General features: G+C 65.2%; 14 protein-coding genes. 11 read left to right on the top strand and 3 right to left on the bottom strand.

The genetic code is table 11. The features are described from left to right. Positions 1-61: 61 nt before the first annotated feature. The 3 genes from EJO71_RS34520 to EJO71_RS31455 all read right to left on the bottom strand — a co-directional run bounded on the left by EJO71_RS34520 (position 62) and on the right by EJO71_RS31455 (position 2575). Complete coding sequence (locus EJO71_RS34520; protein WP_164546949.1) at positions 62-226, bottom strand: HHHH-motif protein; 165 nt, start codon at positions 224-226, stop codon at positions 62-64. Between the two features lie 161 nt (positions 227-387). Beyond that, positions 388-675, bottom strand: coding sequence for a hypothetical protein (locus tag EJO71_RS31450; RefSeq protein ID WP_276311713.1), 288 nt, complete (start codon positions 673-675; stop codon positions 388-390). A gap of 46 nt (positions 676-721) precedes the next feature. After that, entirely contained in the window at positions 722-2575 is a 1854-nt protein-coding gene (locus EJO71_RS31455) for a M48 family metallopeptidase (RefSeq protein ID WP_125952530.1), read from the bottom strand. Positions 2576-2815: 240 nt separating this feature from the next. Between EJO71_RS31455 and EJO71_RS31460 the strand changes: the two genes are divergently transcribed. The 11 genes from EJO71_RS31460 to EJO71_RS31510 form a co-directional block, all read left to right on the top strand. Further along, positions 2816-3679: a CmcJ/NvfI family oxidoreductase gene (locus EJO71_RS31460; RefSeq protein WP_125952529.1), complete on the top strand. Its 864-nt coding sequence runs from the start codon at positions 2816-2818 to the stop codon at positions 3677-3679. A 128-nt stretch (positions 3680-3807) separates the two neighbouring features. Next, entirely contained in the window at positions 3808-5040 is a 1233-nt protein-coding gene (locus EJO71_RS31465) for a multidrug effflux MFS transporter (RefSeq protein WP_171022475.1), read from the top strand. Further along, entirely contained in the window at positions 5040-6521 is a 1482-nt protein-coding gene (locus tag EJO71_RS31470; RefSeq protein ID WP_171022474.1) for an MFS transporter, read from the top strand. Before EJO71_RS31465 ends, EJO71_RS31470 begins: the two co-directional genes overlap by 1 nt. Positions 6522-6541: 20 nt before the next feature. Beyond that, positions 6542-7228, top strand: a complete 687-nt coding sequence (locus tag EJO71_RS31475; RefSeq protein ID WP_125952528.1) for a paraquat-inducible protein A — start codon at positions 6542-6544, stop codon at positions 7226-7228. Between the two features lie 107 nt (positions 7229-7335). Beyond that, on the top strand, positions 7336-7980 hold the full coding sequence (locus EJO71_RS31480; protein WP_240651580.1) for a paraquat-inducible protein A: 645 nt from the start codon (positions 7336-7338) through the stop codon (positions 7978-7980). Further along, positions 7977-9620 carry an MlaD family protein gene (locus tag EJO71_RS31485; RefSeq protein ID WP_125952527.1) on the top strand — a complete coding sequence of 548 codons (1644 nt, stop codon included), beginning with the start codon at positions 7977-7979 and terminating at the stop codon, positions 9618-9620. The genes EJO71_RS31480 and EJO71_RS31485 overlap by 4 nt, the downstream gene beginning before the upstream one ends. Then, positions 9617-10249 (top strand): PqiC family protein, encoded by a 633-nt coding sequence (locus EJO71_RS31490; RefSeq protein WP_125952526.1) that lies wholly within the window; start codon positions 9617-9619, stop codon positions 10247-10249. Before EJO71_RS31485 ends, EJO71_RS31490 begins: the two co-directional genes overlap by 4 nt. Before the next feature lie 74 nt (positions 10250-10323). After that, a complete protein-coding gene (locus EJO71_RS31495) occupies positions 10324-11928 on the top strand; it encodes an MFS transporter (protein WP_125952525.1) in 1605 nt (534 codons plus the stop codon). 20 nt (positions 11929-11948) lie between these two features. Continuing rightward, on the top strand, positions 11949-13427 hold the full coding sequence (locus EJO71_RS31500) for an NAD(P)/FAD-dependent oxidoreductase (protein ID WP_125952524.1): 1479 nt from the start codon (positions 11949-11951) through the stop codon (positions 13425-13427). Between the two features lie 107 nt (positions 13428-13534). Further along, positions 13535-14815 carry a RelA/SpoT domain-containing protein gene (locus EJO71_RS31505; RefSeq protein ID WP_125952523.1) on the top strand — a complete coding sequence of 427 codons (1281 nt, stop codon included), beginning with the start codon at positions 13535-13537 and terminating at the stop codon, positions 14813-14815. Positions 14816-14998: 183 nt separating this feature from the next. After that, on the top strand, positions 14999-15760 hold a 762-nt coding region (locus EJO71_RS31510; RefSeq protein WP_125952522.1), incomplete at its 3' end, for an NAD(P)-dependent oxidoreductase.

Consider the following 15760-nt stretch of genomic DNA (forward strand, 5'->3'; position numbering starts at 1 on the left):
CCGGCCGCCCATGAAAAAGCCCGCATCAGCGGGCTTTTTCATTCGGTTTGCACCGGCAGGATCAACGCACCCAGTGGCAAACGCGGTGGTGATGACGCGCGTCCCACTTGCACACCTTGTGCTTCTTGGGGTGGTGGGCCGGCGCGGCGGAAGCGATGCTCGGTGCCAGCATGGCGAGGCCGGCGAACGCGAGGATGCTGGAGAGGATGAAATGCTTGGTCTTCATGGCGTTCTTCCTTGGCAGTGACATCAATCGAGGAATTGCGTCGTTCAACGAGCGCTCTTGTAAAACGTCCGTGTAAACATTCAGATGACAGTTGATAACGGGTTTGGCGTGAAAAACCGCACTGATCGCAGTACCTGGAATGCCATCCGGTCAACTCCGGATCAGGCTCGCCCGGGTGCTGCCTGCTCGGTGCGTGCGTCGTGCCAGATGATCAGCACCAGCCCGCATGCCACTGCCGACAGCATCGCCAGGAAGATCGCGGCGTAGATGTCGTTGCCCATCCCGTCCTTCAGCGCGCCGAAGATGGTCGGGCCGATGTAGCCGCCCAGGCTGCCGATGGAATTGATCCATGCGATGCCCGCGGCGGCCGTGGTGCCGCTCAGGATGGCGGTGGGCAGCGTCACGGTGGCCATCTTCGGCACGGGCGCGGAAGTCTGGGCGGCCAGCACGAGGCCGATGAAGATGCAGGCCAGCGGGATCGGCAGGAACCACTTGTCATGACTGTTGTTGCTGCTGTGCCCTCATGATCTGGTGGCGCCGCCAGTAGTGGCCGACGGCGCCCTTGAAGTTCTCCTTCTGCTTGCCGAGGCCCGCGAGCTTCAACTTGGTGGTGCGCGCGCCCAGCATGCCCTTGTCGAAGTGGGTGACGATGAGGGTGTCGCCGAAGCTGCTGTCCTTGTAGGCCAGGCTCTTCACCTCGTCCCACGAGATCGTCGAACTTCCGTCGGCGCTCGGGTGCATGCCTTCGTAGCTGATGTCGATGCGCTCGCCGTTCTTCAGCGCGAAGCCGACCGGAGGAAAGTGGCGCAGCACCACCGCGCGTTCTTCCTCGGTGGCGGGTTCGTAGCGGTAGGCCAGGCTCAGCTCGTGGTTCTGCACGAAGCGCTGTTCGTAGTCGCTCCACAGGCGTTGCTCGATGGCCTCGGCGGTCTCGATGTCGTCGGCCCACGATGCCTGCGGCGCGGTTGCGACGATGGCGCCATAGGCGCTCTCGGGCACGTGGTGGCCGACGTTGCGCATGCGCTCCAGCAGCGGCGGGTGGCTGTCGAAGGGGTGCGGCACGCCGGCGGTCTTCATCGCCTCGATGAAGGCCTCGGAGCTGGCGTAGGGCGGCAGGCCGTCGGCGACGAAGCGGGCGATGCCCAGTGCGCCGTCATGCTCGCGGTTCTGCTCGAACAGCTTCTGCTCCACGTCGTTGCGGTAGCTCGCGTAGGCCGAGATCTTGATGAGCGACTGCACGATGGCATGCGGCGCCGTGAGCCCGGCTGCCACGCGGTCGGCCTTGTATTCGCGCTCGCGGCTGTCGCGTGCCAGGGCGAAGGCGAAGATCATGCGGTACAGGCGCAGCAGGTAGTGCGCCACGATGGTGAGGCCGCCGCCGCGCATCTTCCACGTGTATTGGTCGAACTGCAGCAGCTTGGGGCCGAGCGCCGCGCTGCTGCGGGTGTCGCCGCCGCCCAGGTGGGCCAGTTCGTGGGCGAGCACCGCGTCGGCTTCGGTCTGGTCGAGCACGCGCAGCAGCGGCAGGCTCACGAACAGCGTGCGTCCCTGCAGGGTGCGGCCCCTGACCTCGCACGGTGCCTCGGTCACGAAGAAGTTGGTGTCGATGCCGGCCACGATCTGATCGGGCGGCGCGGTCTTCACGCGGGCCGCGAGCTGGCGGATGCGCTCCCACAGCCGCGGGGCATCGGCCTGGGTGACCAGCTCGCCTTCGATCTCGTTGCCCGAGGGCAGCTTCTTGAACAGCGTGTAGATCGCGTAGAACACCGCCGCCCCGGCCGCGATGCCGGCGATCGCGATCAGCTTGATGTAGTAGCTGTGCCAGAAATACGCCGTGAGCCAGAACGACAGCCACACCAGCATCGCACTCTGCAGCACGACCTCGACTGCGCTCGACACCGTCATGAGCCGCCAGCCCGCGACGAAGCTGGCATAGCGCAGGCCCCGGTTGGCGAAGGCCAGCGCGCCAAGCACCAACGCCGCCGCGAGCAGCGCGGCACCGAGCACGATGGTCCAGATGGCGGCGCGGTCTGCCCAGTGGAACTGCCACTGCATCGAGTAGGGGCTGCACACCTTGTCGTGAAAGTTCCTGTCTTCCGGCGCGGTGGCGTCGCAGGCCTTGGAGAGCTGGTGGCTGCGGTAGAACGCGGTGGCTTCGGCCTTGTCGGCGGACGAGAGCCGGGCATCGTTGGCGATGCGCTTTTCCATCGCCTGCAGGAACTCCGTGTCCTGCGAACGCAGCGCGTATTCGGTGAAGGCGAGCGTCGCCGCCGGAATGGCGAAGAGCGAGACAAGCGTGAGAACGAACACGCGCAAGAGGTCGGCACGGATCGTGCGGGCGAGGGCCATGGGCGATCTTCTCCTGGATGACGGTTGCTGTGAGTTGTTATGAACGGTCCGGGAAGGCGATAGCGTAGCGGTCGCGGCGCATGCAGTGAAGCCGGGCATGGCGTCAAGTTGCACGGAGCACCGACCTGCCGCCGAATATGGTTATCCCTTTTGCATCGTTCCGCGCGCCGGGGGGCAGGTATAGCCTTCGTGCTCATTCGTCGCTGTCACCCGAGGAACCGTTTTGAGGAGTCACATCGCATGAGCGTTGGGTCCAATGGACAGATGCTGGCCGCAACCCTGCCGTCGGTGGAGGCCGAACTCAATTACCTGAAGGCGGGCCAGGGCAGGCCCGTGAGCTACACCTTCGAGCCGCCGCCGGGCACGCCGTGGGTCACCGGTGAACTGGAGCCGCGCCGCGTGACCATCCGCGACGGGCGTCCGCTGGTGGCGTTGAACGAGCTGACGCTCGACCGCAGCGGCTTCACGCAGATATCGCATCGCAGCGTGCTCGCCGATTTCTCGCATGACGCCACGATCCGCGACATCTACTACCGCGAATCCGAGGCACTGCTGCGCGACGTGACGGGCGCCGAGAAGATCGTGGTGTTCGACCATACGCTGCGCGACAGCGCACAGGGATCGCGCCGCACGGCCGAGCTGCGCGAGCCGGTGCGGCGCGTGCACAACGACCAGACCGCCGTCTCCGCGCCGCGCCGCGTGCGCGACCACCTGCCGCCCGACGAGGCCGAGGAGCGCCTGAAGCACCGCTTCGCGATCATCAACCTGTGGCGGCCGCTGGCCACGGTGGAGCGGCTGCCGCTCGCGTTGTGCGATGCACGCTCCATTTCGCCCAAGGATCTCGTACCCAGCGACCTGGTCTATCCCGACAAGGTGGGCGAGATCTATTCCTTCACCTGGAACCCGGAGCACCGCTGGTACTGGTTCCCGAGGCTGCGGCCCGACGAGGCCGTGCTGCTGAAGATCCATGACTCGCGCGAAGACGGCGTGGCGCGCTTCACCGCGCACACGGCCTTCGAGGACCCGACCGGTTCGCAGGAGGCGCCGCCGCGCCGCAGCATCGAGTTGCGCGCGCTGGTGTTCTGGCCCGCCGGCAAGCAGTAAGAAGAAACAGCTCATCCTCTCGAAGTTTCAACGCCCCGCGCCGGCTCGATTCTTTGCCAGGAATTAGCAAGGGCAGGGTGCAGACCCCACGCCTGCAGCGATTGCCGCGCTTCGCGACAATCGCTGCAATGCGTTCTTCTCCCTTCTTCAAGATGGCCCTGCTGCTGGGCCTGCTCTCGGCCATCGGGCCATTCGCCATCGACATGTACCTGCCGGCGCTGCCCGCCATCGGACAGAGCCTGCATGCCGACATCGGCGCGGTGCAGATGAGCCTCACGGCCTTCTTCCTCTCGCTCGGCGCGGGCCAGTTGCTGTACGGGCCGGTCTCCGACATGGTGGGCCGCAAGCCGCCGCTGTACGCGGGTCTGGTGCTGTTCGCATTGGCCAGCGTGGGCTGTGCGCTGGCGACCGACATCCAGACGCTGATCGTGCTGCGCTTCATCCAGGGCCTGGGCGCCGCGGCCGGCATGGCGATTCCGCGCGCCGTGGTGCGCGACCTGCACACGGGCACCGATGCCGCGCGGCTGATGTCGCTGCTGATGCTGGTGTTCAGCGTGTCGCCGATCCTCGCGCCGCTCGCGGGTAGCGCCGTGATCGCATTCGCCGGCTGGCGTGGCGTGTTCTGGGCCGTGACCATCGCGGCCGTCGCGGGCCTCGCGATGATGGTCAAGCTGCTCGACGAGACGCGCCCGGCCTCGGAGCGCGTCGAAAGCAGCCTCGGCAGCGCGCTCTCGGCCTACTGGCTGCTGCTGCGCGACACGCACTACCTCGGACTGGTGTTCATCGGCAGCTTCGCGATGGCGGGCTTCTTCACCTATCTGGCGAACTCGTCGTTCGTGATGATCGACCATTACGGCCTGTCGCCCGCGCTCTACAGCGTGGCCTTCGGCGTGAACGCTGCGGCCTTCATTGCGGCTTCGCAGTTCACCGGTTCGCTCGGCGAGCGCTACGGGCTGGTCAAGCTCGTCAAGTTCGGCGTGGTGTGCTGCGGCGTGGCGATGGTCGCGATGTTCGTCTACTTCGCGATGGGCGGCGACAACATCTGGGTGCTCATCGTCCTGTACTTCATTGCCTCGGGCTTCATGGGGCTGGTGATTCCGACGACCGGCGTGCTGGCGCTCGAGATGCACGGCGCCATCGCGGGTACGGCCTCGGCGCTGCTGGGCACGTTGCAGATGCTCACCGGTGCGCTGGCGATGGCGGTGGTGGGCTTCTTCACCGATGGCAGGCCGCTGCCGATGGTGGCCGGCATGGCCGGTGGCGCGCTCATCGCGCTGGTGCTGACCTGGCTCACGCTGGGCGGCGTGCGCTCCGAGCCCACGGCCAAGACTGGAAAGACAGGAAGGACACAGCAAGCCTGATGAACACGGTACGCGCAGGCGCCGGGCTCCCGGCGGCCGAAGACAACAACGATGGCAGCGGCGGCAACAGCACGATCCGCAAGCCGATCGACGGGCTGGCCCAGCCGGAGCGCGGCTGGGCGATGCTGGTCATCATCCTCGGGCTGATCGTGGCGGTGCTCGACGGCACCATCGTCAACCTGGCGCTGCCTGGCATCGCGCGCGAGCTGCAGGCCAGCCCGTCGCAGGCGATCTGGGTGGTCAATGCGTACCAGATCGCCACGCTGGTGATGCTGCTGCCGCTGGCCTCGCTGGGCGACCTTGTGGGCTACCGGCGCGTGTACCTGGTGGGCATGGCGGTGTTCACGCTGTCGTCGCTGGCCGCGACATTCGCCAATTCGCTCGGCACGCTGATCGCGGCGCGCGCCTTCCAGGGACTGGGCGCGGCCGGCATCATGAGCGTGAACGCGGCGCTGGTGCGGCTGACCTATCCGTCCTCGCAACTGGGCAAGGGCATGGCCATCAATTCGCTGGTGGTCGCAACGTCCTCGGTGGCCGGGCCTTCGGTGGCCGCGGCGATCCTGTCGGTGGCCTCGTGGCCGTGGCTCTTCGCGATCAACGTGCCGCTGGGCATCGTCACCTTCGCGCTGGGCATGAAGGCGCTGCCGTTCAATCGCGTGGCGCCGGCGGCGGGGCTGCGTTTCTCGCCCATCGACGTGGCGCTGAACGTGCTGATGTTCTCGCTGGTGTTCCTGGGTGTGGACCGGCTGGGTGTGCGCGAAGGGTCGGCGCAGGGTGCGAGCGGCTCGCAGGCTTCGGCTTGGGCCATCCTGCTGGCGGGCCTGGTCGTGGGCTTCGTCTACCTGCGGCGCCAGCGCAAGCTGGCTGTGCCGCTTTTTCCCATCGACCTGCTGCGCATTCCGGTCTTCGCGCTGTCGATGGGTACTTCGGTCGCTGCGTTCTGCGCGCAGATGCTGGCCTACATCGCGCTGCCGTTCCTGCTGCTGGACGTGTACGGCCGCAGCCATATCGAGGCGGGGCTGCTCATCACGGCCTGGCCGCTGGCCATCGTGGTGATGGCGCCGATCGCGGGGCGGCTGATCGGCCGCTATCCCGATGGGCTGCTCGGCGGCATCGGGCTGGGCCTGCTGGCCGCCGGCCTGGCGCTGCTGGCGGCGCTGCCGGCACATCCGGGCAATGCCGACATCGCGTGGCGCATGGCGCTGTGCGGGCTGGGCTTCGGGCTGTTCCAGTCGCCGAACAACCACACCATCGTGACTTCGCCGCCGGCGCACCGCAGTGGTGCAGCCAGCGGCATGCTGGGAACGGCCCGGCTGACCGGGCAAACGCTGGGCGCCGTGGTGCTGGCGGGCGTCTTCAGCGTCTGGAGCCCCCACGGCGGCCATGGCCCGGTGGTTGCGCTGGTGCTGGCGGCAAGTTTTGCCGCGGTGGCAGCGGTTTTCAGCACTCTGCGCCTCAGGACGACAAGCCACGGCGGCTGAATGAGTTAGGGTACTCACCCATGAAGGAAGTGCCTGACACGGTGGTCTGCCCGGGTTGCGATGCGGTCTACAGCCGTACGCCGCTGCGTCCGCGCGACGTCGCGCACTGTCCGCGCTGCGGCACCGAGCTCGACCGGCACCCGGGCCAGCAGGAGCGCCGCATCCTTCCGCTGACGGTGGCCTGCCTCATCATGTTCGCCATCGCGAACCTGTTTCCCATCGTCGAGATCGAACTCCAGGGCCTGCGCAGCCAGACCACGCTGGCCGGGGCGGTGGTGGCGCTGAGCGCCGAAGGCATGTCGGTGGTGGCGCTGCTGGTGCTGGCGACGACCATCCTGTTTCCCTTCCTGCAGCTGTGCATCCTGGCGTACCTGCTGGTTCCGCTGAGCCGCGAGCACCGGCCCGTGGGCTTCGCGCTGCTGGTGCGGGCGATGCAGTCGCTGCGGCCATGGGGAATGATCGAAGTGTTCCTGCTCGGAGTGCTGGTGGCCATCGTCAAGCTCTCCAGCATGGCGAGCGTGGTGCCGGGGCCGGCGCTGTGGGCCTTCATGGCGCTCACGGTCATGCTGACGGCGGTGCTGTCGTTCGACCCGGGAGCGTTCTGGGCAATGGCGTTCCGGCCGAAGGGCGAGGCCCGACCGGACGAAGGCACAGGCGAGGAGGCGAGCGAAAGGGCGAGCAACGAGAAGGGCGGGGCGTCGGCATGAAGCCGCTGGGCCGCCTCCGGCAGCGCCTCGGGAGCCTTGCGGCTTCCAGCGATCATCACCACCACGACGAGGACTCGCGGGTTCCCACCGCTGCCTCGCTCGGCTACATGCCCTGCCGGCATTGCGGCGCCGTCTGGGAGGGCGCCGAGGAGGGCGATGCCTGCGGCCGCTGCGGCACGCACCTGCACACGCGCAAGCCGCAGAGCCTGAAGCTCACCTGGGCCTTCCTGATCGCGGCCTGCATGATGTACATACCGGCGAACCTGCTGCCGGTGATGATCACGCGCACGCTGTTCGGCACGCAGAACGACACCATCCTGAGCGGGGTGATCTATTTCTGGGTGTCAGGCGCCTACGGGTTGGCGGCCATCGTCTTCATCGCCAGCTTCCTGGTGCCGCTGTTCAAGCTGGCGGTGCTTCTGCTGCTCGTGGTGCTGGCGCAGCGCGGCAGCACCTGGCGGCGGCGCGAGCGGGCGAAGCTGTATCACATCATCGAGATCATCGGCCGCTGGTCGATGCTCGACGTGTTCGTGGTGTCGCTGCTCACGGGGCTGGTGCAGATCCAGGGCTTCGCGGTCATCACCGCGGGCGTGGGCATCGCGGCCTTCGGGTCGGTGGTGGTGCTGACCATGCTGGCCTCGCTGAGCTTCGACCCGAAGCTCACCTGGGACAGCAGGGAAGAGCAGGCCATCCTGCGGGACAACGAGGAAGTTGCTCAGGGACATGAAAACAGGGACGAGAAACCAGCATGAGTGAAGAAGACCCATCGCGGAGCACACCGGCTCCGCCCGAGTTGCCCAGGCCGCGCGTGGTGCGCCGGCGCGAATGGCTGCCGTCGCTGATCTGGCTGATTCCCATCGTGGCCGCGCTGGTGGGCATCACGCTGGTGGCGCGCATCCTGATGGAGCGCGGGCCCGAGGTGGTGCTGACCTTCAAGACCGCCGAAGGGCTGGAGGCCGGCAAGACCACCGTCAAGTACAAGGACGTGCAGATCGGCCTCGTCACCCATCTGCGGCTTGCGCGCGACCGCTCGCACGTGCGCGTGCTGGTGCAGTTCAACAAGGACGCCCAAGGCTTCACGGCCGAGGACTCGCGCTTCTGGGTGGTGCGGCCCCGGCTCGACACCTCGGGCATCTCGGGGCTCAACACGCTGCTGTCGGGCGCCTACATCGGCGCCGACGCGGGCGTGTCGAAGGAAACCTCGGGCGAGTTCACCGGGCTCGAGACTCCGCCCATCGTCACGCGCGACGATTCGGGCAAGCAGTTTCTGCTGCGCGCCAACGACGTGGGTTCGCTCGACGTGGGCTCGCCGGTGTACTTCCGGCGCATCAAGGTCGGACAGGTGGCCGCCTACGAGCTCGACGGCGACGGGCGCGGCGTGACCATCCGGGTGTTCATCAATGCGCCGTACGACAAGTTCGTGGGCATGAATACGCGCTTCTGGCAGGCCAGCGGCATCGACGCGCAGCTCAGCGCCAGCGGCTTCACGCTGCGCACGCAGTCGCTGGCGACCATCCTGCTCGGCGGCATCGCCTTCCAGGCGCCCGACGACGCCATGGGCCCGGTCGCCAAGGAGAACGCCGCCTTCGCGCTGGGGCAGGACGAGGCTTCCGCCATGAAGGAGCCCGACGGGCCTTCGCAGACCCTGTTGATGTATTTCAACCAGTCGCTGCGCGGCCTCACGCCAGGTGCGCCGGTGGACTTCCGCGGCGTGGTGATCGGCGAGGTCAAGTCGATCGGCGTCGAGTTCGACCGCGCCGAGCGCGAGTTCCGCATGCCGGTGCTGGTGCAGGTCTACCCCGACCGCTTGCGCCGCCGCGCGGGCGAGAGCGGCACCGAATCGCGCGCCAGCCAGCAGGAGCGGCTGCGCTTCCTGGCGGAGAAGGGCCTGCGCGCGCAGCTGCGCAACGGCAACCTGCTGACCGGCCAGGTCTACGTGGCGCTCGACTTCTTCCCGAAGGCGCCGCCGGCGAAGATCGACCTGTCGAAGAACCCGATCGAGCTGCCCACGGTGGCCAACAGCCTCGACGAGATCCAGTCGCAGGTGCAGGAAATCGCGACCAAGCTCAACAAGGTGCCCTACGAGCAGATCGCGGGCGACCTGCGCACCACGCTCGCCACGCTCAACAAGACGCTCACGGCCACCGAGCAGACGGTGAGCCGCATCAACAACGACGTCACGCCCGAGCTGGCCGCCGCCATGAAGGACGTGCGCAAGACCGTGAACAGCGCCGAGCGCACGCTGGCCGACGACTCGCCGCTGCAGCAGGACATGCGCCAGACGCTGCAGGAACTCACGCGCGCCGCCGGCTCGGTGCGCGTGCTGACCGACTACCTCGAGCGCCACCCAGAGTCGCTGCTGCGCGGCAAACCGGACGACGGCAAGAAATGAAGAAGAACCACATCGCATCCGTGGCCGCGACAGCGGCAATGCTGGCCGCGCTCGCGGGCTGCGCCAGCAAGCCCGACAACTACTACACGCTGGCGAGCCCGGTGACCGCGGCCGACGCCGCGCCTTCGACGCCCGGCGGCACCGCGCCGCTCTACATCGAGCTCGCACCGGTGGCCGTGCCCGAGCGCTTTGCGCGGCCGCAGATGGTGGTGCGCCAGCCCAACGGCAGCGTGCAGGTCGAGGTGCTGGAGCAGCACCGCTGGGCCTCGTCGTTCGAGAACGAGCTGCGCGACGCGCTGGCCAGCGGCATCGCCGGGCGGCTCGGCGCGCTCGACGTGACCAAGGGCGGCAAGCAGGGCTCGCAGCCGGTGTGGCGCATCGCGGTGCAGCTGCAGCAGTTCGACGCGGTCGATGGCGGACGCGTCGACGCGCGCTTCAACTGGACGCTGCGGCGCTCGGACGAGGCGCGCACGGTGGTATGCCAGCTGAACCTCGGCGAGGCCGTGGGCAGCGGCATGGACGCGGTGGCGCAAGGCGCGCAGCGCGTCACGGCGGCTGCGGCTGCGGCGATGGCGCGCAGCGTGAGCGCGGCGCGTGCGAATCCGTCGGCGACCGCCTGCACGACCTGATTCTTCCTCCCGGCCTCGGGAGAGAAGGAAGAGATAGGAAGAGGCAAACCGGAATCCCATAAGAAGGAGACCCCATGGCACAGATCGGCAAGGCGCCCTGCGACGACACGCTGATCCTGCATGGCGTCCGGCCGGAAGAGGGCGGCTGTCCCGAAGCTTCCAAGCCCTGGGTGCTGGCCGCGGCCGTCGTGGGTTCGAGCATGGCCTTCATCGACGGCACGGTGGTCAACGTGGCGCTGCCGGCCATCCAGGCCGACCTGCGGGCCACGGCCTTCCAGGCGCAATGGGTGGTGGAGTCGTATGCCTTGCTGCTGGCGGCGCTGCTGCTCGTGGGCGGCGCGCTTGGCGATCACTACGGCCGGCGGCGCATCTTCGCGATCGGCGTCGGCATCTTCGCCTTGTCGTCGGTGGCCTGCGGCCTTGCGGGCAACGTGCAGCAGCTCATCGCCGCGCGGGCGGTGCAGGGCATCGGTGGCGCACTACTGGTGCCGGGCAGCCTTGCGCTCATCAGCGCGGCCTTTCCCGAAAAGGAGCGCGGCAAGGCCATCGGAACCTGGTCGGGCTTCAGCGGCATCACGGCGGCGGTGGGGCCGGTGCTGGGCGGTTTCCTGGTCGATCACGTCTCGTGGACCTGGGCCTTCTTCATCAATGTGCCGATGGCGCTGCTGGTGCTGTGGATCGTCTGGCGCCACGTGCCCGAGAGCCGCGGCGCGTCGGCCGGCGGCGGGCTCGACCTGTGGGGCGCGTTGCTGGCGACGGCCGGGCTCGGCGGCATCGTCTACGCATTCATCGAGGCGCCGACGCAGGGATGGCGTTCGCCGGCGGTGCTTTCGGCGCTGGCCATTGGTGTGATTGGCGGTGCGGGCTTCTTCCTCGCCGAGCGCAAGGTGCGCACGCCGATGCTGCCGCTGGGGCTGCTGCGCATCGGCAACTTCAGCGGCGCGAACCTGCTGACGCTGCTGCTGTACGCGGCGCTGGGCGGCGGGCTGTACTTCTTTCCGCTCAACCTGATCCAGGTTCAGGGCTACTCCGCGACGGTGGCAGGCGCGGCGCTGCTGCCTTTCATCTTCATCATGTTCGCGCTCTCGGGCTGGGCCGGGCAACTGGTCGACCGCTTCGGGCCGCGCGTGCCGCTGGTGGTCGGGCCGGCCATTGCCGCCGTGGGCTTCGCGCTGTTCGCGTTGCCGGGCGTGGGGGCGAGCTACTGGAGCGGCTTCCTGCCGGCCGTGGTGGTGCTGGGCTTCGGCATGACGGTGACGGTGGCGCCGCTGACGACCACGGTCATGAACGCGGTGGGGCCCGAACTGGCCGGCGTGGCATCGGGCGTGAACAACGCCGTGTCGCGCGCGGCGGCGGTGCTGGCGATCGCGGTGTTCGGCGCGCTCATGGCCTGGGCCTTCGACGCGGCGCTGGCGGATCACCTGCGCGACATGGGCGCTTCGACGCAGGTGGCAGCATTTCTCGAGGGCGAGCGCAGCAAGCTGGCTGGCGCGGCGCTGCCGCCGGGTGCCGATGCGGCCACGGCGGCAGCGGTCAAGCGGGCCGTGGCCGAATCGTTCGTCGCGGGCTTTCGCTGGGTGATGCTGTCGAGCGCCGCGCTGGCCGTGCTGAGCGCAGCGAGCGCGTGGCTGATGATCCGGAGCACTTCCGCCGCAGGAGGTGCTGCAGGACAGGACTGAGGAGACAAGGAGACATGTCGATGCAGGAAGAAGCTCAACAGGAGCCGCAACACGTGGATGTGCTGATCGTCGGCGCAGGCCTCTCCGGCATCGGGGCCGGCTACCACCTGCAGGCGAACTGCCCGGGCCGCAGCTACGCGATTCTCGAAGGGCGCGAGCGCAGCGGCGGCACCTGGGACCTGTTCCGCTATCCGGGCGTGCGTTCGGATTCGGACATGTACACGCTGGGCTATTCGTTCAGGCCGTGGACGCAGGCGAAATCCATCGCCGACGGGCCGTCGATCCTGGGCTACCTGCGCGAGACGGCTGCGCAGCATGGCATCGACAAGAAGATCCGCTTCAATCATCGCGTGGTGCGCGCCTCGTGGTCGACGCCCGATGCCTGCTGGAGCGTCGATGTCGAGCACGGCCCCGAGCGGATTCCGCTGCGCATGCGATGCGACTTTCTCTTCCTGTGCAGCGGCTACTACAGGTACGAAGCCGGCTACACGCCCGAGTTCGCGGGCATCGGCGACTACACGGGCCGCGTCGTCCATCCGCAGCACTGGCCGGAGGACCTGGATTGCAGCGGCAAGCGGGTGGTCGTGATCGGCAGCGGTGCGACGGCGATGACGCTGGTTCCCGCGCTGGCGAAGACGGCTGCGCAGGTGACGCTGCTCCAGCGCTCACCGACCTACGTGGTCGCGCGGCCGGCGCAGGACCCCATCGCCCACAAACTGCGGAGTTTTCTTCCGACCGGCTTGGCCTATGGCCTCACGCGCTGGAAGAACGTGCTGCTGTCCATGTACTTCTTCCGCCTCGCGCGGCGCAAGCCCGATCGCGTGAAGCAGCTGATTCTTGGCGGCGTGCGGCAGGCCCTCGGCCCCGACTACGACGTCGCCACGCATTTCACGCCACGCTACAACCCGTGGGACCAGCGCCTGTGCCTCGTGCCCGACGGCGACCTGTTCGCGGCCATCAAGGCAGGGCGAGCCTCGATGGTCACGGACCACGTCGACACCTTCACGCCGCGCGGCATCAGGCTGAAGTCGGGGGCGGAGCTGGAGGCCGACGTGATCGTCACCGCCACAGGGCTCGAACTGCAGGTGCTCGGCGGCGTGCAGCTCGACGTGGACGGCCGCCGCGTGGACCCGGCCGCGACCTTCAACTACAAGGGAATGATGTACAGCGACGTGCCCAACCTGGCCTCGTCGTTCGGCTACACGAATGCCTCGTGGACGCTCAAGAGCGACCTGACCTGCGCATACGTCTGCCGGGTGCTGAATCACATGGAGAAGCACGGCTGGAGCCAATGCACGCCGCGCAACGCCGATCCGGCACTGACGCCCGAGCCGTGGCTCGATTTCTCGTCGGGCTATGTTCAGCGCGCCGTGGGCAAGTTTCCGAAACAGGGCTCGCACGCGCCGTGGCGGGTGCACCAGAACTACGCGCGCGACCTCATGAGCCTGCGCTTTGGCCCGGTGGATGACGGCGTGATGGAGTTTGCGAGAAGTGATTGAGCAAAAAATCATGCTGTATAAGTGCTCGTTCAATTTTTTTTGGGTTTGGAGCTTGTTAAATCTCTCAAACTATTTTTGTCCATATTTAAAATTAACCTTCATTTGAAATGGCAACTCAATCAAAGTCAAAAATTGACAAATCCGGTTACGCATTGGCCAAAGGAAAATATCAAGATGAAGTAGAGCTTCTTGATTTAGAGGATGTATTTGATGAGTATCGAAAAGCCCATCTACAACCTCTTTCGGAGACAACCATTGAGTTGCAGCTGTTAATGGCAAACTATGGAGCTCCGTACTACATCGCACAAAGGCTTAAAAGAAAGCCGCAAATTGTTAGAAAATTAAATCGACTTAGTGTTCGCTTAACGCAATTGCAAGACATCGGTGGATGCCGAATCATTGTTCAAAAAAACATTGATGTTGATAAGCTGCTTGAGTATCTAAAGCGACAGGTTGTCAAGCAGCAAATATTTACGATCGAAAAAATAACGGACTATAGAGAGCGTGGTCGAGATGACACAGGGTATCGTGCGCTTCACGTCATACTTAAACGCTCTGGATTCCATCTTGAGCTTCAAATTAGAAGCAGAGTTCAGCACTATTGGTCCGAAAGTATTGAGCGAACATCAGTAATTTATGGGCATCACTTAAAGGAAAAGGAAGGAGATCCGCAGGTTATAAAATACTTCAAAAGCCTTTCAGATGTCTTTTTTGAAATTGAGGCTTCACGCAAGCCAAGCATTGCTCATCGAATTGAGGTTGATCGCCTACGAGAGGTTTGCGAAAAAATAATTTCTACTTCCGATCGGCATAAGGTTTTTGATAGCTTTGTCAATGAAGATATTATCAAAACTTTAACGGAAAAAGAAACAAGAAATAATGGCGGTGGCTTGAATAATTGGATATTAGTTTTTGATTGGAATGCAGGCGCCTTTGTGAGCTGGGATGTCGTGGGGAGAAATTCAAATGAAGCAGTTGAGGCATACATTGAATATGAGCGGCAGTATTCGGCGGACGCGGGCTACGAGGTCGTTTTAATTGGTTCCTCGGAGATCGCGACCGTGCGCCAAACTCATAGTCACTATTTTGGAATAGAGAGCTATGACAATATATTGGAAAGCTTGGATGCGTCGATTGTTGGGTTTTCCAGAAAGATAGACATCGATGTCGGTGCGAGGCAAATTCTGGCGTGCCTTCATCGTCGTCATTTTTGGGGGAAGAAAAATATAAGCGAAGACACTCTTAAAAATCATTTTTGCAAAGGTGTGTTGACATTTGAGTCTTCGATGAAAACCTTAATTGATAAGGAGCTTGTTATTCTTGCGCCGCAAAGCGCAAGTGTTTCTTTGAATATTAGAAAAAAATCAGAAATTGAACAATACCTTTGAGATGCGTAAATGATTCGCCTTGAGGCATCATTGATGCAACTGATGGCAAGTGAAACTCTGGCAGAGATTTGAGGTTGATGCTCTTATGCATTGGCAGAGAGGCCTCGGGGCTTCGTTTGTTTGATTAATTCGCGTGTGTCGGAATAGGTTTCCCAGCTTTTCATCTCTGAATTAAGATTTTCCATGACCACGGTCTTCGTCAGCCATCCGCCAGCCAAGCTCGCCAACTACTTCGGCGACCGCGCCACCGCCGCCCTGCAGGCCATTGCGCAGGTGCGCTTCAACCCCACCGACGCCGATCTTTCGTCGGCCGAACTAGCCGAGCTCGCGCAGGACTGCGACGCCATCATTTCCTATCGCCAGACGGCGGGCGACGAGGCGCTGTTCGCGGCGCTGCCTCGGCTCAAGGCCTTCGTGCGCTGCGCCATCGACATCCGCAACATCGACGTGGCGTCGGCGAGCCGGCACGGCGTGCTGGTGACTCAGGCGAGCGCGGGGTTCATCGCCTCGGTGTCGGAGTGGATCGTGGGCGCGATGATCGACCTGGGGCGCGGCATCAGCGCCTCGACCGAGAGCTATCACGCGGGGCGCCCGCCGGCGCCGGCAATGGGGCGCGAGTTGCGAGGCAGCACGCTGGGCGTGATCGGCTACGGACAGATCAGCCGCTACCTGTGCGATGTCGCGCTGGCGCTGGGCATGCGCATCGTCGTGCACGACCCGTACACGGCGACGGGGCGGGCCGAGTTCGCGCAGGTTGCGCTCGACGTGCTGCTGGCGCAGTCCGACTTCGTTGTCTGCCTCGCACCCGCCACCGATGCGACCGAGAACATGATGAACGCCCAGGCCTTTGCCGCGATGCAGCCGCACGCCTTCTTCACCAATGCCTCGCGCGGCAACCTGGTGGATGAAGACGCGCTGCTCGCCGCACTGGATGCGGGCGTGATC

Source organism: Variovorax sp. 679 (assembly GCF_003952185.1).
Taxonomy (GTDB): Bacteria; Pseudomonadota; Gammaproteobacteria; order Burkholderiales; family Burkholderiaceae_C; genus Variovorax.

Excerpts from the sequence above, each read along its gene's own strand:
- EJO71_RS31500 (WP_125952524.1), top strand. The coding sequence starts at position 11,949 with ATGCAGGAAGAAGCTCAACAGGAGCCGCAACACGTGGATGTGCTGATC.
- EJO71_RS31480 (WP_240651580.1), top strand. The coding sequence starts at position 7,336 with ATGCCCTGCCGGCATTGCGGCGCCGTCTGGGAGGGCGCCGAGGAGGGC.
- EJO71_RS31490 (WP_125952526.1), top strand. The coding sequence starts at position 9,617 with ATGAAGAAGAACCACATCGCATCCGTGGCCGCGACAGCGGCAATGCTG.
- EJO71_RS31460 (WP_125952529.1), top strand. The coding sequence starts at position 2,816 with ATGAGCGTTGGGTCCAATGGACAGATGCTGGCCGCAACCCTGCCGTCG.
- EJO71_RS34520 (WP_164546949.1), bottom strand. The coding sequence starts at position 226 with ATGAAGACCAAGCATTTCATCCTCTCCAGCATCCTCGCGTTCGCCGGC.
- EJO71_RS31455 (WP_125952530.1), bottom strand. The coding sequence starts at position 2,575 with ATGGCCCTCGCCCGCACGATCCGTGCCGACCTCTTGCGCGTGTTCGTT.
- EJO71_RS31505 (WP_125952523.1), top strand. The coding sequence starts at position 13,535 with ATGGCAACTCAATCAAAGTCAAAAATTGACAAATCCGGTTACGCATTG.
- EJO71_RS31475 (WP_125952528.1), top strand. The coding sequence starts at position 6,542 with ATGAAGGAAGTGCCTGACACGGTGGTCTGCCCGGGTTGCGATGCGGTC.
- EJO71_RS31485 (WP_125952527.1), top strand. The coding sequence starts at position 7,977 with ATGAGTGAAGAAGACCCATCGCGGAGCACACCGGCTCCGCCCGAGTTG.
- EJO71_RS31495 (WP_125952525.1), top strand. The coding sequence starts at position 10,324 with ATGGCACAGATCGGCAAGGCGCCCTGCGACGACACGCTGATCCTGCAT.
- EJO71_RS31465 (WP_171022475.1), top strand. The coding sequence starts at position 3,808 with ATGCGTTCTTCTCCCTTCTTCAAGATGGCCCTGCTGCTGGGCCTGCTC.
- EJO71_RS31470 (WP_171022474.1), top strand. The coding sequence starts at position 5,040 with ATGAACACGGTACGCGCAGGCGCCGGGCTCCCGGCGGCCGAAGACAAC.